Origin of the sequence: Kitasatospora sp. NPDC048298 (assembly GCF_043201465.1) — a bacterium.
Lineage (GTDB): Bacteria > Actinomycetota > Actinomycetes > Streptomycetales > Streptomycetaceae > Kitasatospora.
The window spans coordinates 150,215-170,392 of sequence record NZ_JBICYZ010000003.1 but is presented as its reverse complement, the minus strand read 5'-3'; the positions used below and the strand labels follow the sequence as shown (position 1 = coordinate 170,392).

The following is a 20,178-nucleotide window of genomic DNA, read 5'->3' as shown; positions in this document are numbered from 1 at the left end:
AAGCGTGAGTGGCGAGCATGAGTGACCAGACCACCCCGGCCACGAGCCCCGGCGGGGCCGGCGGCTCCAGCGGCACTGGCAGCCCCGGCGGGCCCGGCGGACCCGGCGGTGTCGAGCTGATCGGCCAGATCGCCGCCTCGATCCGGCGCGAGCGCGAGCGCAGCGGCCTGTCGATGGCCGAGCTGGCCCGGCGCGCGGGCATCGCCAAGTCCACGCTGTCCCAGCTGGAGTCGGGCTCGGGCAACCCCAGCGTGGAGACGCTGTGGGCGCTCGGGGTCGCGCTGAACGTGCCGTTCAGCCGGCTCGTCGACCCGCCGCGCCCGGTCGTCAAGGTGATCCGGGCCGGCGAGGGCCCGGTGACCCACTCCGAGCGCGCCGACTACGCCGCCACCGTGCTCTCCTCCTGCCCGCCCAACGCCCGGCGCGACATCTACCGGATCGAGGCACAGCCGGGCGAGACCAGGGCCTCCGACCCGCACATGCCCGGCACCGTCGAGCACGTGATGATCGGTGCCGGGCGGGCGCTGGTCGGGCCGACCGAGGCGCCGGTCGAGCTGGGCCCGGGCGACTACGTGAGCTACCCGGGCGACGCTCCGCACGTGTTCCGCGCACTGTCTCCCGACACCCTCGCGGTGATCGTCATGGAACATATCTGACGCACCGTCAATGCCTGGAGTGGGCGCGAGAGACTACTTCAACAGGCCGTCCAGGAAGGGGTTCCCGAACACCCGGTGCGGGTCGTGGCGGTCCAGCACGGCGACCGCCTCGTCCCAGCCCGGCCCACCGCCCGCCCGCAGGCTGTCGGGGATGACCCGGCCGAGCAGGTCGGGATCGGACCAGGCGGCTTCGTCGGTGTACGCCCAGCCCTTGGACCACTCGACCCGCAGGCCCGCCCTGGTGCCGTCGAAGGTGCGCAGCAGCCACTGCTCCAACTCCCGGGCGAAGCGCTCCAGTCCGGGTGTGCCGGGGAAGGCCAGGACATCCAGCCAGATCGCCGTGTCCCAGTCGGGTCGGTCGGCGCGCGTGCGCAGCGCGGACAGCAGCGGGGGCCGGGCGCCGGGGGCGCCGGAGGAGGCCGGGTCGTCCAGGCCGGTGACTCGGATCTCCACCGCGCCGTTCACCGGGAACTCGCCCCGGGCCTGGTAGGTGGCGAGCACCTCCCGGTAGTGGGCGGCGAATTCGCTGACCGCCCACTGGAGGTCGGCGCGCTTGACGAGCACCGCGTAACCGTTGGCGGTGACCCGCAGGGTGGTCGGGCGGACGTACTGGAGCAGGGTGCGCGAGGGGCCCCAGAGGTCGGAGCGCAGTCCACCCGCGAGCAGGTGGGTGAGCACCTCGCCGCTCAGCAGCCGGCGCAGCAGGTCGCCGGAGAGCAGCACGTCCGTGATGTCGCCGGTGAGCGCCACCTTCGCGACCAGGTACTGGAGTTGGCCGAACAGCGGGGCCGAGGCCCAGGCGCCGGTGACGATCTCGCCGGCGAGCCGGGCGACCGGTTCCGGAACGCTGTCCGAGAAGGGGTAGTTGTACGGGTGGTCGACGGACAGCGAGGCCAGTGGCTTCCTCGGGGTGACGGTCCAGGTCTTGAGCCACGGGTACTCGGTGTAGGCGAACCAGATCGCCTCGACCCGTCCGTCGCGTTCCACGAAGTCGGCGAGGGTGCGCGGGCCTCCCCCGGTCCCGAGGACTCCACCCAGCACGCCGCCGACGACTCCGCCGAGCACACCCCCGAGCCCACCGCCCTCGCCGCTCCCGGCTCCGCTCCCCACGCCGCTCCCGGCTCCGGCTCCGGCCCCGACTCCCGTTCCGGCGACCGGGCGGGCGAAGAGCTCGCTCGCCGGGATGTCGAGCCGGCTGACGCAGCGCAGCGGTCGGTCGGCGCCGGCCCGCAGCACCACCTCGGTGAGGAAGGCGCGGCCCAGGTGCACCAGGAAGGCGGCGCTGTCGGCCTCGGAGCGCTCGAAGGTGCGCAGCGTGTAGCGGCCGGTGGCCGGGTCGAGGACGACGGCGGTGAGCCGGACGACCTGGTTGCTGACCGAGCCGTAGCCGTGGCCCTGCGGCCGCACCTCCCCGGCGGCCGGGACGGCGGTGCCGTGGCCGCCGATGGCGAGCACGCCTCCGATGGTGATCTCGCCGGGGGCCGGGCAGGCGGTCAGGCCGAGGCCGCGGTCGGCCAGGTGGGCGAGCAGTGCTTCCATGGTGGCGCCGGTCTGCACCCGGACGGTGTCGGCCGAGTCGGCACTGATGGCGGTCAGGTACCGGCTGGTGTCGACGAGCAGGACCCGGGCGCTCTCCGGGGTCCCGGCGGCGACGGTGAGCGGCGCCCAGGTGTGCCGGTAGCCGGAGGCGCGCAGCCGCCAGCCGTTGGCGTGCGCCCAGTCGGCCAGCGCCGGGACCTCCTCGGGGGCGCGGGGCGCGCAGGTCCACAGCTGGTCGGTGCGGATCTCGCCGGACCAGTTCTGGAAGACCCGCTGGTAGAGCTCGGTGCCGGCGGGCAGTCCGGGCGGTACGGGCGCGGCCGCCTCGGCGCTGTCGGGTCCGACGGTGCCGCGCAGCAGCCACGCCGCGCCGCCGAGCGCCGCCGAGGCACCCAGCAGCTGCCGACGGGTGAGGCCCCCGGAGGTGCTCGTCGGGGGCCTCACCGGTGCGTCCGTCCGGGCGTTCATCGGGATCATCCCGTCCGGTGTCGCCCCGCCGCCCGTTCCGCCCGTCGGGCCGTGTCCTGTGGTCATCCGCGTCTCCGCCCCCTCGTCCTGGTCCCCCGGGCCGAGCTGCGGCGATCCGGGTCCGGCCGGAGTCCGCCCGGCCCGGTTCGGAGCGTATGGAGGGGCGCACGGCAGTTTGAAGCGCCCGACCGGGATCTCACTCCTTCGAGTGAGATCGGCCCGATCGACCCCAGGGGACCCGTTTCACCTGCCCCGCTCCTCGCCCGGACTCGGTTGCCCGCCCGCTCGGCGGGCGCATAGGTTGATCACGATCACCCCACCCGCCCGCCGGAGGCTCCGCCATGCCCTCGTCCGCGAACTCTTCCGTGCCCACGCGTCCCGAGCCCGCGTGTCCCCAGCCCGCGCGTCCCGTCCCCGGAGCAGTGACCGTCGCCGGAGCACTGGCCGCCCCCGGAGCGCTGACCGTCACCGTCGCCCAGCCCGTCTGCGCCGCCGCCGGCCGTCCGGACACCGTGTCCGAGAACGTCGCCCGGCACGCCGAGGCGGTGCGCGAGGCGGGCACCCGGCTGGTGGTGTTCCCCGAGCTGTCGCTGACGGGCTACGACCTGGCCGCACCGGCCGTCGATCCGGCGGACGCCCGGCTCGCGCCGCTGGTGGCGGCGTGCGCCGCGACCGGCGCCGTCGCCCTGGTCGGGGCGCCGGCCCTCGAGGCCGACGGGCGCGAGTCCATCGCCACGCTGGCGGTCACCGGGGAGGGCGCCGAGGTCGTCTACCGGAAGACGCGCCTGCACGGTGCCGAGGTGGAGCGCTTCGCCCCCGGCGAGAAGCCCGTCGTCCTGGAGCTGGACGGCCTGCGGCTCGGCCTCGCCGTCTGCGCGGACGCCGCCGACCCGGCGCACGCCGAGGAGACCGCCGCGCTCGGCATCGACGTCTACGTCGCCTCCACCCTCTACGGGCCCGGCACCGCCCAGGCCGAGCGCCGGGACGGCCACTTCCGCGACCGGGCCGCCGCCCACGGGGTGTGGTGCGTGCTCGCGACCTGCGCCGGGGCCACCGGCGAGTACCCGGACAGCTCGGGCGGCTCCGGTGTCTGGGCCCCGGGCGGGGGCCTCGTCGTCCAGGCCGGCACTGCCCCGGGCGAGCTGGTCCGCGCCGAGCTGCCCCGACGGTAAGCCCGGACGGTGGGCCCAGGCGGTAGGCCTCGGGGACAGGCCCCTCCTCGACCTGTTCCCCGGTGGGCGCCGGGCCCGGAACCGGGTCCCCCGAGCGGAAGAACCCGACCCGGGAGGAAATACCCGGGCCCCGCGCGCGGCTGTGGTGACCGAAGATCCGTTCCGGGCCGCTCCGGCCCGTACAGGAGGTGCAGCGCGCGATGAGTGGCGAGCAGGCGAAGCCGCAGGAGTACCGGATCGAGCACGACTCGATGGGCGAGGTCCGGGTGCCGGTCGACGCGAAGTGGCAGGCGCAGACGCAGCGGGCGGTGGAGAACTTCCCGGTGTCCGGTCAGCGGCTGGAGCGGGCGCACATCGCCGCGCTGGCCCGGATCAAGGCCGCCGCGGCCCGGGTGAACGCCCGGCTCGGGGTGCTGGACGAGGAGACGGCGGAGGCGATCGCGGGGGCCGCCGAGGAGGTCGCGGAGGGGCGCTGGGACGACCAGTTCCCGGTGGACGTGTTCCAGACCGGCTCGGGCACCTCCTCCAACATGAACACCAACGAGGTGATCGCCACCCTGGCCGGGGAGCGGCTGGGCCGGCCGGTCCACCCGAACGACCACGTCAACGCCAGCCAGTCGTCCAACGACGTCTTCCCGTCCTCGATCCACATCGCCGCGACCGCCGCCGTCACCCACGACCTGGTCCCGGCACTGGAGCACCTCGCGGAGGCGCTGGAGCGCAAGGCCACCGAGTTCGCCGGGGTGGTCAAGTCGGGCCGCACGCACCTGATGGACGCCACGCCCGTCACGCTCGGCCAGGAGTTCGGCGGCTACGCGGCGCAGGTGCGGAACGGGCGGGAGCGACTGCTGGCCTCCCTCCCCCGGGTGGCCGAACTCCCGCTCGGCGGAACGGCGGTGGGCACCGGCATCAACACCCCGCCCGGCTTCCCGGCGGCCGTCATCGCGGAGGTCGCCCGCGCCACCGGCCTGCCGCTCACCGAGGCGCGCAACCACTTCGAGGCGCAGGGCGCGCGGGACGCCCTGGTCGAGCTGAGCGGTCAACTGCGCACGGTGGCGGTCGGGTTCACGAAGATCGCGAACGACCTGCGGTGGATGGGCTCCGGTCCGCGCACCGGGCTCGGCGAGATCAACCTGCCGGACCTCCAGCCGGGTTCGTCGATCATGCCGGGCAAGGTGAACCCGGTGCTGCCCGAGGTGGTGCTGATGGTGGCCGCCCAGGTGGTGGGCAACGACGCGACGGTCACGCTGGCAGGCGCGAGCGGCAACTTCGAGCTGAACGTGATGCTCCCGGTGATCGCCCGCAACGTGCTGGAGTCGGTGCGGCTGCTCGCCAACAGCGCCCGGCTGCTGGCCGACCGGACGGTGGACGGCGTCACCGCCAACGTCGAACGGGCCCGGGAGTACGCGGAGTCCTCGCCCTCGGTGGTGACCCCGCTGAACCGCTACATCGGGTACGAGGAGGCGGCGAAGGTCGCCAAGCAGGCGCTGGCCGAGCGCAAGACGATCCGTCAGGTGGTACTGGAGCGCGGCTTCGTCGACCAGGGCAGGCTCACCGGGGAGCAGCTGGACGAGGCCCTGGACGTCCTGCGGATGACGCACCCGTAACGGGGGCCGGACCGCGCCGGTGCCCGGGCGCGCGCCGGGGCGCGGCCGACGTCCCGACAGGCGTGTGGACCCCCGTCCCGGCAGGCTTGTCGGGACGCGCGCCGGGGCGCGGCGGGCGGTTGCGCCCTCCGTGCCCCGGTCACGGGCTGTGGGGAAGATCAGCCCTTGGCACGGCCGGCCCGGCCGCGCCGCATCGATGCTCCGTTCGACGTCATGGTCGCCATCGAGATCGCCGCGAGGCCGAGCAGGAACATCACGGCGCCCGCGATGATGCAGGTCACGATGTTCTTGCCGTGCGCGACGGACCCGGAGACGACCCACGGGGAGAGGATCGTCCAGACACCGAGCGCGGCGGCCGCCCAGGCCCGCGCGTGGGTGCGTTCGTAGGCCGATCCGTAGCCGGCCATGAGGGCCGTGTAGGCCAGACCCACGATCAGGCAGGTCACGGTCAGGGTGTTGTACGCGGTGAAGCCGACGATCCACGGCGATGCCGCCAGGAAGAGACCGGCCAGGACGGCCAGGGCTTCGATGCCCTGGGCACGGGGGGTCGAAGTGACCCGCTCGTAGCGTTCGCGGAGTTCGACGATGTCCGGATGGTGCTCCATGCCCGTCGTCGGGATATGGGTTGCCACCGATACCACCTCCTGTGGTCGGAACCGGTAAGGCGCTTGCCCCGTACCCATTCTGGCCCTTATCCACCGTTTTGCACCCGATGGTCCGGAATGGTGGATAACCATCCGATCACGCCGGTGACCTGCGTCTCAACCACCCGGGCCGCCATTGCCTATGCAACTCGTTGCATAGCAGGATGCGGGCCATGGCACTGGAGCACGCGATCCTCGTCTCGCTGCTGGAGCAGCCCGGCTCCGGCTACGAGCTGGCCCGGCGCTTCGACCGCTCGATCGGACGCTTCTGGACCGCCACCCACCAGCAGATCTACCGGGTGCTGCGGCGGATGGAGGCGGACGGCTGGGTGGCCGCGCAGGAGGTCCCCCAGGACGGGCGCCCGGACAAGAAGGTCTACTCGGCGGCCGAGGCCGGACGCGCCGCACTGGCCGGCTGGCTGCGCGAGCCCGTCGAGCCGGAGAGCGTCCGGCACGAGCTCGCGGTCAAGATCCGGGCCGCCGCCTTCGACGACCCGGCCGCGCTGGTCTCCGAGGTCGAACGGCACCGCGAGAGCCACGCCGCCCTGCTCGCCCGCTACCTGCACGGCGAGCAGCGGGACTTCCCCGACACCACCGCGCTCGACGCCCGCGAGCAGCTCCAGCACGTGGTGCTGCGCGGCGGCATCGAGTACGAGCGGATGACCCTCGCCTGGCTCGACGACGTGCTCGCCACCCTGCGCCGCCTCGCCGCCGACCGGCCTGACCGACCGGCCTGACCGGCGGTCCCGACAGCCGGTCGACCGGCCCACCCCCTTTCGCACCCTCGACCTCTCACACCCTCGACCCCCGGGAGCCCCTCGATGCTCTTCAACCCGCGAAGCTACGACCCCGCACAGTTCGACGAGCCGACCCGCCGACTGCTGCGCGCGACGGTGGACTGGTTCGAGTCCCGCGGCAAGAAGGCGCTGATCGACACCTACATCGACCGCAGCTGGTACGCGGACTTCCTGGACTTCGCCGCGAAGGAGGGCCTGTTCGCGGAGTTCCTGACCCCCGCCGCGGCCGACTCCGACAAGCGCTGGGACACCGCGCGGATCGCCGAGCTCAACGAGATCCTCGGCTTCTACGGCCTCGGCTACTGGTACACCTGGCAGGTCACCATCCTGGGCCTCGGCCCGGTCTGGCAGAGCGAGAACGAGGCCGTCCGCGCCCGCGCCGCCAAGCTCCTTGCCGACGGCCACGTGATGGCCTTCGGCCTCTCCGAGCGCACCCACGGCGCCGACATCTACTCCACCGACATGGTCCTCACCCCGGACGGCGAGGGCGGCTTCACCGCGAGCGGCTCCAAGTACTACATCGGCAACGGCAACGTGGCCGGCCTGGTCTCGGTGTTCGGCCGCCGCTCGGACGTCGAGGGCCCGGAGGGCTACGTCTTCTTCGCCGCCGACAGCCGCCACGACGCGTACCACCTGGTCAAGAACGTGGTGAACGCGCAGATGTACGTCAGCGAGTTCCGCCTGGAGGACTACCCGGTGCGCGCCGAGGACGTGCTGCACACCGGCCAGGCCGCCTTCGACGCCGCGCTGAACACCGTCAACGTCGGCAAGTTCAACCTCTGCACCGCCTCGGTCGGCATCTGCGAGCACGCGATGTACGAGGCCGTCACGCACGCCCACAACCGGGTGCTGTACGGCCGGCGGGTCACCGACTTCCCGCACGTCAAGCGAGAGTTGGCCGACGCGTACGTCCGCCTGGCGGCGATGAAGCTGTTCAGCGCGCGGGCCGTGGACTACTTCCGCGGCGCCTCCCCCGAGGACCGCCGCTACCTGCTGTTCAACCCGATGACCAAGATGAAGGTCACCACCGAGGGCGAGAAGGTCATCGACCTGATGTGGGACGTCATCGCGGCCAAGGGCTTCGAGGCGGACACCTACTTCGACAAGGCCGCGAAGGACATCCGCGGCCTGCCGAAGCTGGAGGGCACCGTCCACGTCAACCTGGCGCTGATCCTCAAGTTCATGGGCAACTACCTGTTCGCGCCCGCCGACTACGCCCCGGTGCCGACCCGCCTGGACGCCGCCGACGACGCCTTCCTGTTCCGGCAGGGGCCCGCCCGCGGCCTCGGCGCGATCCGGTTCCACGACTGGCGCACCGCCTACGACCGCCACGCCGAGCTGCCCAACGTCGCCCGCTTCCGCGAACAGGCCGACGGCTTCTGCGCGTTGCTGCTCGAGAACGCGCCGAGCAAGGAGCAGCAGGCGGACCTGGACTTCCTGCTGGAGATCGGCCAGCTGTTCGCGCTGATCGTCTACGGGCAGCTGGTGCTGGAGCAGGCCGAGCTGACCGGCCTGGACGCGGACGTCCTGGACCGGATCTTCGACGCGCTGGTCCGCGACTTCTCCGCGCACGCCACCGAGCTGCACGGCAAGGCTTCCGCCACCGAGGAGCAGGCCGCCTGGGCTCTGGCGAACGTGCGCCGCCCGGTCGCCGACCCGGCGCGGGACGCGCGGGTGTGGGCGCGGGTGGAGGCGCTCTCCGGCGCGTACGAGATGCAGCCGTAGGGCTGCGCGGCAGGACCCCGGGGGTGCCGGTCGGCGGGCCGGCACCCCCGGTTCACCTCTCCGGGGAGAGCCGGCACCCCCGGTTCACCTCTCGGGGGAGAGCCGGCACCCCCGGTTCACCTCTCGGGGGAGGGCCGGCCGTCCCCGAGGCCCATGTCGCGGGCCCGGGCGACCGCCTCGGCGCGCGTCGCGACGTGCAGCTTCTCGAAGATGTGGGTGATGTGGTTGCGGACGGTCTTCTCGGCGACCACCAGCTCCCGGGCGATCCGCCGGTTGTCCAGGCCGCGCGCGACCAGGTCCAGCACCTCGGCCTCGCGGGCGGTGAGCTCGGGAAAGAGCTGTCCCGCCTCCCGCATCCTCGCCCCGGCCAGCAGGGCGGTGATCCGCCCGGCCACCTCGCCGCCGAACACCGCGCCGCCCGCCGCGACCGTCCGCACCGCGTGCAGCACCTCCTCCCGGCCCGCGCCCTTGACCAGGTAGCCGCGCGCGCCCGCCTGGAGGGCGGCGAGCAGGTTCCCGTCGTCGTCCGACATGGTCAGCATCAGCACCGGCGGCGGGGCTTCCTGGGTCGCGAGCTGCCGGACGGCCTCCAGTCCGGAGCCGTCGGGCAGCGAGAGGTCCATGATCACCACGGTCGGGCGGTGCCCGGCGACCGCCCGCGGAACGTCGGCGACCCGCTCGGCCTCGGCGACGACCGAGATGTCGTCCGCGCTCTCCAGGGCCGCCCGGAGGCCCTCCCGGAAGAGGGGGTGGTCATCGACGATCAGCACACGGACGGTCCTTTCCGTACTGGGGCCCGGAGGTTCCACTGGCTGCTCCTCATCCACGCGGGCGACACTATCAGCGGCGATAGCGTGACTTTCCGTGACATGCTCGTGAACACCTCGGCGTGTCGGCCCGCCTGCGCCAGGATCCGAGACCGGTGCCTCAGGCACCCGGGACACCGGGCCGCCGAGGCTTGGGTCCCCGGGACCGGTGCCCTGTCGACCGAGCCCGTCCAAGAGGTGGTGCCATGGCCACGGCGATCTCTCACCCGCACCGCACGCGGGCCGAGCGGCAACTGACCGCCGCGGCGGTCGTCACGGCGCTCTGCTTCATCGTCGCGACGCTGTGGATCTGCTACGTGCTCGTGCACTTGGGCGATCCGGGAGTGTCCGTCCCCCGGGACGCACTCCTCAACCTGCTCGCCATCCTTCCGGCCGCCGCCTCGGGCATGCTGTTGCACGCCCACCGCCCCGGCAGCCCGCTCGGCTGGGTCTTCCTGATGTGGGCCCTGAGCTTCGTCCTGGCCCTCGCCCCGACCGCACCGGCCTGGGTCGAGGTCACTGCCCCTGGCCTCATCGGCGCCATCCTGGTCGTCGAGGTGATCGGCTTCTCGGTCAGCTCGACGATCATCTACGCGCTACCACTATGGCTACCGAACGGTCGGCTGACGACACGACGATGGTGGTGGTACATCGCGGCCGTCTCGCTGTACACGGTTCCGGCCGCGGCTGCGCTGCTCGACCGTCCACATTCCTTCGGACGGCCGAATCCGCTGGCGGGCACCCCTCCGGCACGCTTCTTCAGCACCATCGCCGGCACCTGGGCCGACCACGACCGGCTGATCAACGACTGCCTCCTCGGGTTCGTGGCGGTCGTCCTGTTGACTCGACTGCTGCGACGTCGCAGCCGGGGCAGCGACGCGGAAGTGACTCGCAGGCGCCGGTTCCGGGTGCTGGTGATGCTCGGAACGTATTCGCTCTTCGCTGCGACCGAGGCCCTGTACGCCCGGCTGTCGAGTGTGCACTTCTGGCTCACCTATGTGCTCTACGCCGTCGCGGGTCTGGTGTGGGCCCTCGTAGGTTTCCTGGTCGTGCAGCATCACGGCTGGCGGCTCGACAGAGCGGCCCGCAATGTACTGATCGGGCTGTTGCTGGGCACAGGGGTCACCGGGCTGTTCGTGGTGGCCGCCGCCGTGCTGTCCAACTGGCTGGTCCCTGGCCACGGCGCGGCAGCCCTGGTGTTGATCGCCCTGGTGTACGCGCTCGGCGCGGCGCTGCCCCGTGCGGCGCGGGGAGCCGTCGCCCTGGTCGACCGGCTGTACTTCGGCAAGCGCGCACAGCCGTACCAGGTGCTGCGAACGCTCGCCGGGAGGTTGCGGCAGGTGGTCGATCCGGAGCACATTCCGGAGACACTGTGCTCAACGGTCGCCGAGGAACTACGACTGCCCGGAGTCGCCCTCTCCGTCATCACCCAGTCCGGGTGCCGCACCCTGGCCACGACCGGAAGACTGGGCGGGCTCGGCCAGGACTTCCTGCTGTTCCATAACGGGATGAAGATCGGCACATTGACCGTGGGACTGCGCTCGGGCGAGCAGCGACTGGACGCCAGCGACGTCGACATCCTGCGTTCGCTCGCCGACCAGGCCTCGCCGGCAGTCGCCTCACTACGGCTCCAGGAGGACCTTCGAGCCAGCCGGGAACAGATCGTCTCCGCGCGGGAGGAGGAACGGCGGTGGCTGAGGCGGGACATCCATGACGGGCTCGGGCCCGCCCTGGCCGGACTGCGACTGCAGGTGGACAGTGCGGGCTCCGAGGCCGACGGCAGGCTCGCGGGCACACTGCACGGGGTGTCGGACGGCCTAGGGCTGGCGATCAAGGAGGTCCGCCGGATCACCGACCGGCTCGGGCCCGCGCCGGTCTGCGAGTTCGGCCTGACGCGAGCGGTACGCCGACTCGCGGAGACCTTCAGCGGGACCGGGCTGACCGTGACGGTGGAGCTGTCACCGGATCCACTACCGGACCTGCCGGGGGCAGTGGAGAACACGGCGTACCGCATCACGGCAGAGGCGCTCAACAACGTGTTGCGGCATGCCCGAGCTCGAACAGCGCGGGTGACGCTGCGGGTGGACGCGGAGGAACTGACACTGATCGTGCATGACGACGGCGTGGGGTACCAGGCCGAGCAGCGTCTGCGAACGGGTGGCGGCGGAGTCGGAACGCGGTCGATGGCGGAACGGGCGGCGGAGGTCGGCGGCCGGTGCACTATCCGGTCGCTGCCGGATGACGGGGGAACCCAGGTGGCGGCAGTACTGCCGTGCTCTGCGATGACCAGGAACAGCTGAATGACGGATGACAGATGACGGATGACAGATTTTGAAATCTGTCATCCGTCATCTGTCATCCGTCTCGACGACTTGCGGGTCGCCCTGTTCTCTCAACTCTGCGGATCGGCCTGCCCCAGGCGCGTGGGCCCGCCCTCCCGCTCCGGTGCCGCTCCGGCGCCGGGGGCGCCGACGCGGCCGAGGACGGCGGTGGCCGGTCCGCGCCGACCGGCCCGCAGGCCGTACCGCTCGCCCGCCCTGGCGTAGACCAGGTCGCCGGGGATCAGCGGTACTTCACCGAGTTCGCCCAGGAAGACGGCGGCCCCGGAGAGGAGCAGCAGGAAGGTGTCGGCCGAGCGGTCCGTGTACGGGCCGCAGGTGGTGCCCGGGTCGAGGCGGACGGTGCCCACGTCGACCTGGCGCCAGTCCCGGGCGGGCGCCGAGTCCGATCGCTGGGCCGGGATGGCGGCCCGGGTGGGGTTGGGGCGGACGGTGAGCACGGCGGTCGGTGTGCCGCGGACGGCGGTGAGCCGGTAGGAGGTGCCGGGCCGGTGGTGCAGGGCCTCACCCGGGGAGAGGATCCGGCCGGCCGCGAACAGCCGGCCGGAGAGCACCACGGTCACCGACTCGACGGACTCGTAAGGGAGTTGTTCGACCCGGACGCCCGGCGGCAGCGCCTCGACAGTGAGTCCGGCGCGGACGGCCGGCCGCTGCTCGGGGTCGATCAGCCGCTGGAACGCGGGCGCGGTGCGGGGAACGGCGGCGGGGACGAGTATCACGAGGGGTTCCTCCGACGAGGACTGGTGGGACCGGTCAGGGCCGGTCCCGGCGGGTGGCGCGGCGCCGGGCCAGGGCGGCCCGGGTGCCGGCGGAGTGCCGGGGTACGGCGAGGGTCAGGCAGAGCAGCTCCGCACCGAGCGGCCCGGCTTCGAGGTGCAGGGCGCGGCCGCGGCGGGCCAGCAGCAGGTCTCCTTCGGAGGCCAGGTGCTCGGGCTCGTCGGAGAGTCGGCCGACGACGACGGCGCCGCGCAGCACGTGCAGGACGGTCTCGGTGTCGGGCCGGCCCGGGAGGACGTGGTGGGCGCCCGGGCTCAGGCGCAGGTGGTCGAAGGCCTCGCAGGCGCTGGCGAGCATCGGGCTCCGGGCCAGGGAGCGGATCCGTACGCGCTCGCCGTTCGGGCCGATGAGGACCATGGCCGCGCCGGTGTCGGTGGTGACGATCACCTGGGGTCACCTCCTCGGGAGGGGAGCGGGACGGCGAGCAGGGCGTGGAAGAACTCCAGCCCGGCCGTTCCGGCGGTCAGGACGGTCCGCGAGCCGAGCGGCAGCACGACCGCGGTGCCCTCGACCAGCGGCAGGCCGGCCCCGGCGCGCTCCGGGTGGTCCGGGTGCACGGCGTTCTCGGGCAGTTCGGCGAGCCCGGAGCCGGCGGTGACGTAGATCGCGTGCTCGATGCCGTCGGCGACCAGCTCGGTGCACCAGCCCGGGTCGAGCCGTTGCAGGCCGACGCCGCGCAGCGGTCCGGCGAGCAGGCGGCCGGGGTCGACGGTGCCTCGGCGGCGCAGGTCGGTGATGACGGTGCCCGACATGACGGGCGCTCCTTCCGCTCGTGGGCGGGCTCTGCGGCCCGCCTACGCGATCCACCGTGCGCCGCCCACTGTCCCGGCCGCACGGGCGTGTCGTCCCGTCCGGCTCCCGACCTGATCCCGGACGGCTCCCGACGCGATCCCGGCCGGGATCCCGGTTCGATCCCGGGCCCGCTCCCATCTCCGGTTCCCGGCCCGCTCCCGCCCTCGTTCCCGACCCGCTCCCACCCCCGGTTCCCGGCCCGCTCCCGGTCCTCCCCGCCAGGAGGGCCGCCCCGGTCCGGACCGGTTTCCCCCCTCGCGCGCACCCCGCAAGCCCCCTGCCCGTGACCGCCCCGAGCCGAGCGGAACGACGTACGGTGGAACCGGAGGCCGTGTCATGCACGTCACCGGAACCCACTTCACCCGCTTCGCCGACCGGACCGAGGCGGGCCGTCGGCTGGCCGCCCGCCTGGGCCACCTGGCCGGCCCCGACACCGTGGTCGTGGCGCTGCCGAGGGGCGGTGTGCCGGTGGCCGCCGAGGTCGCCGCGGCGCTCGGCGCCCCGCTGGACATCTGCGTGATCCGCAAGCTCGGCGTGCCGTACCAGCCCGAGCTCGGCATGGGGGCGATCGGCGAGGACGGGGTCCGGGTGCTGAACGACCAGGTCATCCGGTTCTCGTCGGTCACGGACGGGCAGCTGGCCGAGGTGGAGCGGCGTGAGCGCGCCGAGCTGGCGCGCCGCGCCCGTCGCTACCGGGGCGACCGACCGCCTGCCGACCTGCGCGGACGGACGGTGGTCGTGGTGGACGACGGCATCGCCACCGGGTCCACCGCCCGGGCGGCCTGCCGGATCGTCCGCGAGCGCGGCGCGGGCCGGGTGGTGCTCGCGGTGCCCGTCGCGCCCGTGGACTGGGCCGAGCGGCTCGACGAGGTCGCCGACGAGCTGGTCTGCGTCGACACGCCGTCCCCGTTCTACGCGATCGGCGAGTTCTACGCCGACTTCTCGCAGACCGAGGACGAGGAGGTGCTGCGGCTGCTGGCCGCGGCCGGTAACGACCGGCCCGCCGCCTCCGCCGGGGTCGACCGCGAACTGCAGCTGCCCGTCGCCGGGGCCCGCCTCGCGGGCCGGCTGACCGTCCCGGCCGGAGCGCGCGGGGTCGTCCTGTTCGCGCACGGCAGCGGAAGCGGCCGGCACAGCCCGCGCAACCGGCACGTCGCCGAGTACCTGAACCGGACCGGGCTGGCCACGCTGCTGTTCGACCTGCTCACCGAGGCCGAGGAGCCCGACCGGCGGAACGTGTTCGACGTGGCGCTGCTGGGCGGCCGGCTGACGGCCGTCGCCCGGCAGCTGGGCGCGGAGCGCGACCGCGCGGGGCACGACCGCGCGGGGCACGACGGTCCGCAGCACGACGGCCCGGAACGAGCCGGCGGGGAGCACGGCGCCGAACGAGCCGGCCCGGGCGCCGTCGTGCCCGAGACCCGGTCGCTGCCGCTCGGCCTGTTCGGCGCCAGCACCGGTGCCGCGGCCGCGCTGCACACCGCCGCCGAACTGGGCCCGGCGGTGCGCGCCGTGGTCTCCCGGGGCGGTCGCCCCGACCTCGCCGGGCCCGACACGCTGGCCCGGGTCCGCGCCCCGACGCTGCTCGTCGTGGGCTCCCTGGACCCGACCGTGCTCGACCTCAACCGGCAGGCCCGCAGCCGTCTGCGCTGCGAGACCGGGCTCGCGGTGGTGCCGCACGCGAGCCACCTGTTCGAGGAGCCGGGGACGCTGGACCGGGTCGCCGAGCTGGCCGCGGACTGGTTCCTCCGGCACCTCCCGCGCCCCGTCGGCCCCGGAAGTACGTGAACGCCCCATTGCACAGACTTCGGGCATCACCCCCGATCAGCAGCACATTTTGCGCAGCCGACAGCGGGATTTTCTGATCAGCTTGTACACATTGAGCAGTCAAAATCCGACCTGTTGCCCAAGACCCCCGACAGTAGCAAGCTCTCCGCAACCACACCGCCCACCCGTTCGCGGTGCGGTCGCGATCCAGCGGAAGCCTCGACGGCGAGGCCCGAAGTGGAGGAACGAGCGATGACCCCGCAGACCCACGCCCTTGAGCTGACCCCCGAGGAGCGCGAGGCCGGTCTTGACGCCGACCAGCTGCGCCGCCTCGTCGGCCTCGTCGAGCACGACGCCGCCGCCGACCCGTTCCCGGTGACCGCCCAGGACGCGGTCGTCTTCGTGGTCGGCAACGCCACCCAGACGGCCCAGTTCTACCAGGTCGTCTTCGGCATGGAGCTGGTCGCCTACTCCGGCCCGGAGACCGGCCGCCGGGACCGCAAGGCGTACGTGCTGCGCTCCGGCTCCTGCCGCTTCGTGATCAAGGGCGGCGTCCAGCCGGACAGCCCGCTGCTGGACCACCACCGCCGCCACGGCGACGGCGTCGTCGACCTCGCCCTGGAGGTCCCGGACGTCGACAAGTGCATCGAGCACGCCCGCGCGTCCGGTGCCACCGTCCTGGAGGAGCCGAACGACGTCTCGGACGAGAACGGCACCGTGCGCCGCGCGGCCATCGCCACCTACGGCGAGACCCGCCACACCCTGATCGACCGCTCCCGCTACCACGGCCCGTACCTGCCGGGCTACGTCGTCGCGGAGAGCAGGGTCACCCACCCGGAGGGCTCGCCCAAGCGCCTCTTCCAGGCCCTCGACCACGCCGTCGGCAACGTCGAGTTGGGCCGGATGGACGAGTGGGTGTCGTTCTACAACCGCGTCATGGGCTTCGTGAACATGGCCGAGTTCGTCGGCGACGACATCGCCACCGAGTACTCCGCGCTGATGTCCAAGGTCGTCGCCAGCGGCAACCACCGGGTGAAGTTCCCGCTCAACGAGCCGGCCGTCGCCAAGAAGAAGTCCCAGATCGACGAGTACCTGGAGTTCTACACCGGCCCCGGCTGCCAGCACATGGCGCTCGCCACCAACGACATCCTCACCACCGTGGACGTGCTGCGCGCACGGGGCGTGGAGTTCCTCAACACCCCGGACGCCTACTACGACGACCCGGAGCTGCGCGAGCGGATCGGCAAGGTCCGGGTGCCGATCGAGGAGCTGAAGAAGCGCGGCATCCTGGTCGACCGCGACGAGGACGGCTACCTGCTGCAGATCTTCACCAAGCCGATCGGCGACCGTCCCACCGTCTTCTACGAGTTCATCGAGCGGCACGGTTCGCTCGGCTTCGGCAAGGGCAACTTCAAGGCGCTCTTCGAGTCGATCGAGCGCGAGCAGGACCGCCGCGGCAACCTGTGAGCGTCTTGAGCGTCGGAGAGCTCTGACGAACGGTCGAGGAGGACCACGGAGATGGCGTACTACCGGCAGCTGGGCAGCATCCCGCCCAAGCGGCACACCCAGCACCGCACCCCCGAAGGCGGGCTCTACTACGAGGAGTTGATGGGCGAGGAGGGGTTCTCCTCGGACTCCTCGCTGCTCTACCACCGGGGCATCCCCTCGGCGGTGGTCAACGCGGTGCCCTGGGAGCTGCCGGACCAGTCCACGGTGCCCAACCACCCGCTCCTCCCCCGCCACTTCAAGCTGCACGAGCTGTTCGCGGACCAGGACTGGAAGTCCGCGGACGTCGTCGGCAGCCGCCGGCTGGTCCTCGGCAACGGCGACGTGCGGATCTCGTACGTCGCCGCCGGGGCCCCGAGCGAGCTCTACCGCAACGGGCTCGGCGACGAGTGCGTGTACGTGGAGTCCGGCTCCGGCACGGTCGAGACGGTGTTCGGCTCGATCGAGGTCGACCAGGGCGACTACGTGATCATCCCGCGCGCCACCACCCACCGCTGGGTGCCGGCGGGCGACGAGCCGCTGCGCGCGTACTGCATCGAGGCGAACAGCCACATCACCCCGGTCAAGCGCTACCTGTCCAAGTACGGGCAGCTGCTGGAGCACGCGCCGTACTGCGAGCGGGACTTCCGCGGACCGGTCGGCCCGCTGGTCGTCGACGCCCCCGGGGACGTCGACGTGCTGGTCAAGCACCGCGGCCCGAACGGGATCGCGGGCACCCGCTACACCGTGCCGCACCACCCGTTCGACGTGGTCGGCTGGGACGGCTGCCTGTACCCGTACGCCTTCAACATCAAGGACTTCGAGCCGATCACCGGCCGGATCCACCAGCCGCCGCCGGCCCACCAGGTCTTCGAGGGCAACGGCTTCGTGATCTGCAACTTCGTTCCGCGCAAGGTGGACTACCACCCGCTGGCGATCCCGGTGCCCTACTACCACGCCAACGTGGACAGCGACGAGGTCATGTTCTACTGCGGCGGCGACTACGCGGCCCGCAAGGGCTCCGGCATCGGCCAGGGCTCGATCTCGCTGCACCCGGGCGGGCACACCCACGGGCCGCAGCCGGGGGCGTACGAGCGCAGCATCGGCGCGGAGTTCTTCGACGAGTTGGCCGTCATGGTGGACACCTTCCGCCCGCTGGAGCTCGGCGAGGGCGGCCGGGCCGGCGAGGACGCCGGCTACGCCTGGACCTGGGCCGGACGGGGGCCGGGCCGATGAGCGCGCCGGACACGGGGGGCGCGCTGCCCGAACCGGTTTCCGCACCGCTTCCCGCACCGGGCCCCGCGGCGATCCCTGAGCTGTTCCGCGGGCTGTTCGACGACGCGGCGGTGTTCCCCCCGGGGAACCTGCCGGTCGCCGAGGCGGTGCCCGCGCACCGGGCGCACCGCGCGGCCTGGTACGCCGAGGCGGTCGGGCCGTTCCTCTGCGGGGCGGGCCGGCTGGGCGAACTGGCCGCGGTGGTCGCGGATACGGCTGCCGCGGTGGGTACGCCCGCCGAGGCGGCGGGGGGCTCGGCGGGGGCGGACGACGCGGCGGCGGCGGGCGACCGGCCGCTCAAGGTCGGGCTGGTGCTGCCGGGGGGCAGCGCCGAACTCGCCCCGGCGCTCGCCGCCGCCGCGTCGTTCGAGCTGGCCGGCGTCGAGCTGGCCGTCCGGGACGCCGCCGAGGCGGTGGCCGCGCTGGACCGGCTGCTGCCGCCGCACGTCCCGGCCGCCGTCGAGCTGCCGCGCGAACTCCTGCGCGGGGACGGGCTGGACGCCGTCCTGGACGCGCTGGTGGACAGCCCGTACCGGGCGAAGTTCCGAACCGGCGGGCTGGTCGCCGAGGCGTTCCCTGACGAGGACGAGCTGGCCGCCTTCCTCACCGGCTGCGCGCGGCGGGGGCTGCCGTACAAGTGCACGGCCGGGCTGCACAACGCCGTCCGGCACACCGACCCGGAGACCGGCTTCGAGCACCACGGCTTCCTGAACGTGCTGCTGGCCGCGCAGGAGACCGACCGGGCCGCGGCCGCCGCGGTGCTGGCGGAGCGCGACGGCGAGGTGCTGGCCAAGGCGGTGCGCGAACTGACGGAGCATCAGATCACGGTGATCCGCAACTCGTTCACCGCGTTCGGCACGTGTAGCATCGCCGAGCCCCTGGGCGACCTGGCCGCGCTCGGCCTGCTGTCCTCGCCCAGTCCACTGCACCAGGAGGACCGTTGAGCACCACCCCCAGCAGCACCGGCAGCTGGCTCGCCAGCGCCCAGGACTCGCCGTTCGGCGTGCACAACCTGCCGTACGGCGTCTTCACCGCCGCCGACCGGCCCGGGCGGCGCCGGATCGGCGTGCGCGTCGGGGACTTCGTGCTGGACGCCGGGGCGGCCGCCCGGGCGGCCGGGGCGCCGTCGGCGCTGCTGGACGCGGACTCGCTCAACCCGCTGATGGCGGCGGGGCGTCCGGTCTGGACCCGGGTGCGGGCGGACCTCACCACCTGGCTCACGGACGAGTCCTTCCGCGAGGCGCTGTCGCCGGCGCTGCTGCCGGCCGACGAGGTGGAGCTGCACCTGCCGTTCGAGGTCGCCGACTACGTCGACTTCTACGCCTCGGAGCACCACGCCACCAACCTGGGCCGGATCTTCCGCCCGGGCTCGGAGCCGCTCACCCCCAACTGGAAGCACCTGCCGATCGGTTACCACGGGCGGGCGGGCACGGTCGTGGTCTCCGGCACGCCGGTGGTGCGACCGCACGGGCAGCGCAAGGCGCCCGCCGACGCCGCACCGGCCTTCGGGCCGTCGCGGCGGCTGGACATCGAGGCCGAGGTCGGCTTCGTCGTCGGCGCGCCGTCCGAGCTGGGCCGGCCGGTCGCGCTGGACGACTTCCGCGAGCACGTGTTCGGCGTCTGCCTGCTCAACGACTGGTCGGCGCGCGACATCCAGGCCTGGGAGTACGTGCCGCTCGGCCCGTTCCTCGGCAAGTCCTTCGCGACCTCGGTCTCGCCGTGGATCGTGCCGCTGGACGCGCTGGAGCACGCCCGGGTCACGCCGCCGGAGCGCGACGTCGAGCCGCTGCCGTACCTGGACGACCGGGGCGGCGAGCCGTGGGGCCTGGACCTGGCGATGGAGGTCCGGCTGAACGGGCACCCGGTCTCCCGGCCGCCGTTCGCCACCATGTACTGGACGGCGCAACAGCAGCTGGCCCACATGACCGTCAACGGCGCTTCGCTGCGCACCGGCGACCTGTTCGCTTCGGGGACGGTCAGCGGGCCTGAGCGGGACACCCGGGGCGCGCTGATCGAGCTGACCTGGAACGGCGAGGAGCCGCTGAAGCTCCCGGACGGGACGACCCGTACGTTCCTGGAGGACGGCGACGAGGTGACCATCACCGCCACCGCGCCGGGGCCGGACGGCGCCGTGATCGGCTTCGGCGAGGTCACGGGGCGGGTCCGGGGCTGAGAGTCCGCGGGGCTGCGGCCACCGGGGCACAGCTGACGGGCAACAGCTGACGGATAACGGATAGCAGCCGACGACTGACAGCTGACAGATTTCATCATCTGTCAGCTGTCAGTCGTTCGCCCGTCTCCGACCGGACGGTCCGCCCTGCCTGCGGCCCGC

At 73.1% G+C, this 20,178-nt stretch carries 17 protein-coding genes; 11 read left to right on the top strand and 6 right to left on the bottom strand.

Annotated features, from left to right (window positions below; all coding sequences use genetic code 11):
• Positions 1 to 17: 17 nt before the first annotated feature.
• Positions 18 to 656, top strand: coding sequence for a helix-turn-helix domain-containing protein (locus ACGF0D_RS03660; protein WP_392913933.1), 639 nt, complete (start codon positions 18 to 20; stop codon positions 654 to 656).
• 33 nt (positions 657 to 689) lie between these two features.
• Here ACGF0D_RS03660 and ACGF0D_RS03655 read toward each other — a convergent pair whose 3' ends face one another.
• The gene (locus ACGF0D_RS03655; RefSeq protein ID WP_392913836.1) at positions 690 to 2,729 is read right to left on the bottom strand and encodes a cholesterol oxidase substrate-binding domain-containing protein; all 2,040 of its coding nucleotides are present in this window, start codon (positions 2,727 to 2,729) and stop codon (positions 690 to 692) included.
• 356 nt (positions 2,730 to 3,085) lie between these two features.
• On the opposite strand from ACGF0D_RS03655, the gene ACGF0D_RS03650 reads away from it, so the two are divergent.
• Both ACGF0D_RS03650 and ACGF0D_RS03645 read left to right on the top strand, forming a co-directional pair.
• Entirely contained in the window at positions 3,086 to 3,835 is a 750-nt protein-coding gene (locus ACGF0D_RS03650) for a carbon-nitrogen hydrolase family protein (RefSeq protein WP_392913835.1), read from the top strand.
• 200 nt (positions 3,836 to 4,035) lie between these two features.
• A complete protein-coding gene (locus ACGF0D_RS03645) occupies positions 4,036 to 5,442 on the top strand; it encodes a class II fumarate hydratase (protein WP_392913834.1) in 1,407 nt (468 codons plus the stop codon).
• A 158-nt stretch (positions 5,443 to 5,600) separates the two neighbouring features.
• Here ACGF0D_RS03645 and ACGF0D_RS03640 read toward each other — a convergent pair whose 3' ends face one another.
• Complete coding sequence (locus ACGF0D_RS03640; RefSeq protein WP_392872037.1) at positions 5,601 to 6,074, bottom strand: SPW repeat protein; 474 nt, start codon at positions 6,072 to 6,074, stop codon at positions 5,601 to 5,603.
• A 185-nt stretch (positions 6,075 to 6,259) separates the two neighbouring features.
• On the opposite strand from ACGF0D_RS03640, the gene ACGF0D_RS03635 reads away from it, so the two are divergent.
• Complete coding sequence (locus ACGF0D_RS03635; RefSeq protein WP_392913833.1) at positions 6,260 to 6,823, top strand: PadR family transcriptional regulator; 564 nt, start codon at positions 6,260 to 6,262, stop codon at positions 6,821 to 6,823.
• 84 nt (positions 6,824 to 6,907) lie between these two features.
• On the top strand, positions 6,908 to 8,608 hold the full coding sequence (locus tag ACGF0D_RS03630) for an acyl-CoA dehydrogenase family protein (RefSeq protein ID WP_392913832.1): 1,701 nt from the start codon (positions 6,908 to 6,910) through the stop codon (positions 8,606 to 8,608).
• A 116-nt stretch (positions 8,609 to 8,724) separates the two neighbouring features.
• Here the strand turns inward: ACGF0D_RS03630 and ACGF0D_RS03625 are convergent, their stop codons facing one another.
• Positions 8,725 to 9,378 carry a response regulator gene (locus tag ACGF0D_RS03625; RefSeq protein WP_392913831.1) on the bottom strand — a complete coding sequence of 218 codons (654 nt, stop codon included), beginning with the start codon at positions 9,376 to 9,378 and terminating at the stop codon, positions 8,725 to 8,727.
• 119 nt (positions 9,379 to 9,497) lie between these two features.
• On the opposite strand from ACGF0D_RS03625, the gene ACGF0D_RS03620 reads away from it, so the two are divergent.
• Positions 9,498 to 11,714, top strand: a complete 2,217-nt coding sequence (locus ACGF0D_RS03620; RefSeq protein ID WP_392913830.1) for a sensor histidine kinase — start codon at positions 9,498 to 9,500, stop codon at positions 11,712 to 11,714.
• A 92-nt stretch (positions 11,715 to 11,806) separates the two neighbouring features.
• Here the strand turns inward: ACGF0D_RS03620 and ACGF0D_RS03615 are convergent, their stop codons facing one another.
• The 3 genes from ACGF0D_RS03615 to ACGF0D_RS03605 are packed head-to-tail and all read right to left on the bottom strand — an operon-like array spanning position 11,807 to position 13,282.
• Entirely contained in the window at positions 11,807 to 12,472 is a 666-nt protein-coding gene (locus ACGF0D_RS03615) for a hypothetical protein (protein ID WP_392913829.1), read from the bottom strand.
• 34 nt (positions 12,473 to 12,506) lie between these two features.
• A complete protein-coding gene (locus ACGF0D_RS03610; protein WP_392872055.1) occupies positions 12,507 to 12,917 on the bottom strand; it encodes a hypothetical protein in 411 nt (136 codons plus the stop codon).
• Positions 12,914 to 13,282, bottom strand: coding sequence for a hypothetical protein (locus ACGF0D_RS03605; protein ID WP_392913828.1), 369 nt, complete (start codon positions 13,280 to 13,282; stop codon positions 12,914 to 12,916). Before ACGF0D_RS03605 ends, ACGF0D_RS03610 begins: the two co-directional genes overlap by 4 nt.
• Positions 13,283 to 13,658: 376 nt before the next feature.
• Between ACGF0D_RS03605 and ACGF0D_RS03600 the strand changes: the two genes are divergently transcribed.
• From ACGF0D_RS03600 to fahA, 5 genes are all read left to right on the top strand, one after another.
• The gene (locus tag ACGF0D_RS03600; RefSeq protein WP_392913827.1) at positions 13,659 to 15,107 is read left to right on the top strand and encodes a phosphoribosyltransferase family protein; all 1,449 of its coding nucleotides are present in this window, start codon (positions 13,659 to 13,661) and stop codon (positions 15,105 to 15,107) included.
• A gap of 231 nt (positions 15,108 to 15,338) precedes the next feature.
• Complete coding sequence (gene hppD / locus ACGF0D_RS03595; protein ID WP_392913826.1) at positions 15,339 to 16,553, top strand: 4-hydroxyphenylpyruvate dioxygenase; 1,215 nt, start codon at positions 15,339 to 15,341, stop codon at positions 16,551 to 16,553.
• 51 nt (positions 16,554 to 16,604) lie between these two features.
• A complete protein-coding gene (locus tag ACGF0D_RS03590; protein ID WP_392913825.1) occupies positions 16,605 to 17,807 on the top strand; it encodes a homogentisate 1,2-dioxygenase in 1,203 nt (400 codons plus the stop codon).
• Positions 17,804 to 18,790, top strand: coding sequence for a hypothetical protein (locus tag ACGF0D_RS03585; protein WP_392913824.1), 987 nt, complete (start codon positions 17,804 to 17,806; stop codon positions 18,788 to 18,790). The genes ACGF0D_RS03590 and ACGF0D_RS03585 overlap by 4 nt, the downstream gene beginning before the upstream one ends.
• Positions 18,787 to 20,019, top strand: coding sequence for a fumarylacetoacetase (gene fahA / locus ACGF0D_RS03580; protein ID WP_392913823.1), 1,233 nt, complete (start codon positions 18,787 to 18,789; stop codon positions 20,017 to 20,019). The genes ACGF0D_RS03585 and fahA overlap by 4 nt, the downstream gene beginning before the upstream one ends.
• Positions 20,020 to 20,178 lie beyond the last annotated feature (159 nt).

What these genes read in the sequence shown, in the direction of transcription:
- ACGF0D_RS03660 (WP_392913933.1), top strand. Translation starts at nt 18, where the DNA reads ATGAGTGACCAGACCACCCCGGCCACGAGCCCCGGCGGGGCCGGCGGC.
- ACGF0D_RS03655 (WP_392913836.1), bottom strand. Translation starts at nt 2,729, where the DNA reads ATGACCACAGGACACGGCCCGACGGGCGGAACGGGCGGCGGGGCGACA.
- ACGF0D_RS03645 (WP_392913834.1), top strand. Translation starts at nt 4,036, where the DNA reads ATGAGTGGCGAGCAGGCGAAGCCGCAGGAGTACCGGATCGAGCACGAC.
- ACGF0D_RS03635 (WP_392913833.1), top strand. Translation starts at nt 6,260, where the DNA reads ATGGCACTGGAGCACGCGATCCTCGTCTCGCTGCTGGAGCAGCCCGGC.
- ACGF0D_RS03630 (WP_392913832.1), top strand. Translation starts at nt 6,908, where the DNA reads ATGCTCTTCAACCCGCGAAGCTACGACCCCGCACAGTTCGACGAGCCG.
- ACGF0D_RS03605 (WP_392913828.1), bottom strand. Translation starts at nt 13,282, where the DNA reads ATGTCGGGCACCGTCATCACCGACCTGCGCCGCCGAGGCACCGTCGAC.
- ACGF0D_RS03600 (WP_392913827.1), top strand. Translation starts at nt 13,659, where the DNA reads ATGCACGTCACCGGAACCCACTTCACCCGCTTCGCCGACCGGACCGAG.
- hppD (WP_392913826.1), top strand. Translation starts at nt 15,339, where the DNA reads ATGACCCCGCAGACCCACGCCCTTGAGCTGACCCCCGAGGAGCGCGAG.
- ACGF0D_RS03590 (WP_392913825.1), top strand. Translation starts at nt 16,605, where the DNA reads ATGGCGTACTACCGGCAGCTGGGCAGCATCCCGCCCAAGCGGCACACC.
- ACGF0D_RS03585 (WP_392913824.1), top strand. Translation starts at nt 17,804, where the DNA reads ATGAGCGCGCCGGACACGGGGGGCGCGCTGCCCGAACCGGTTTCCGCA.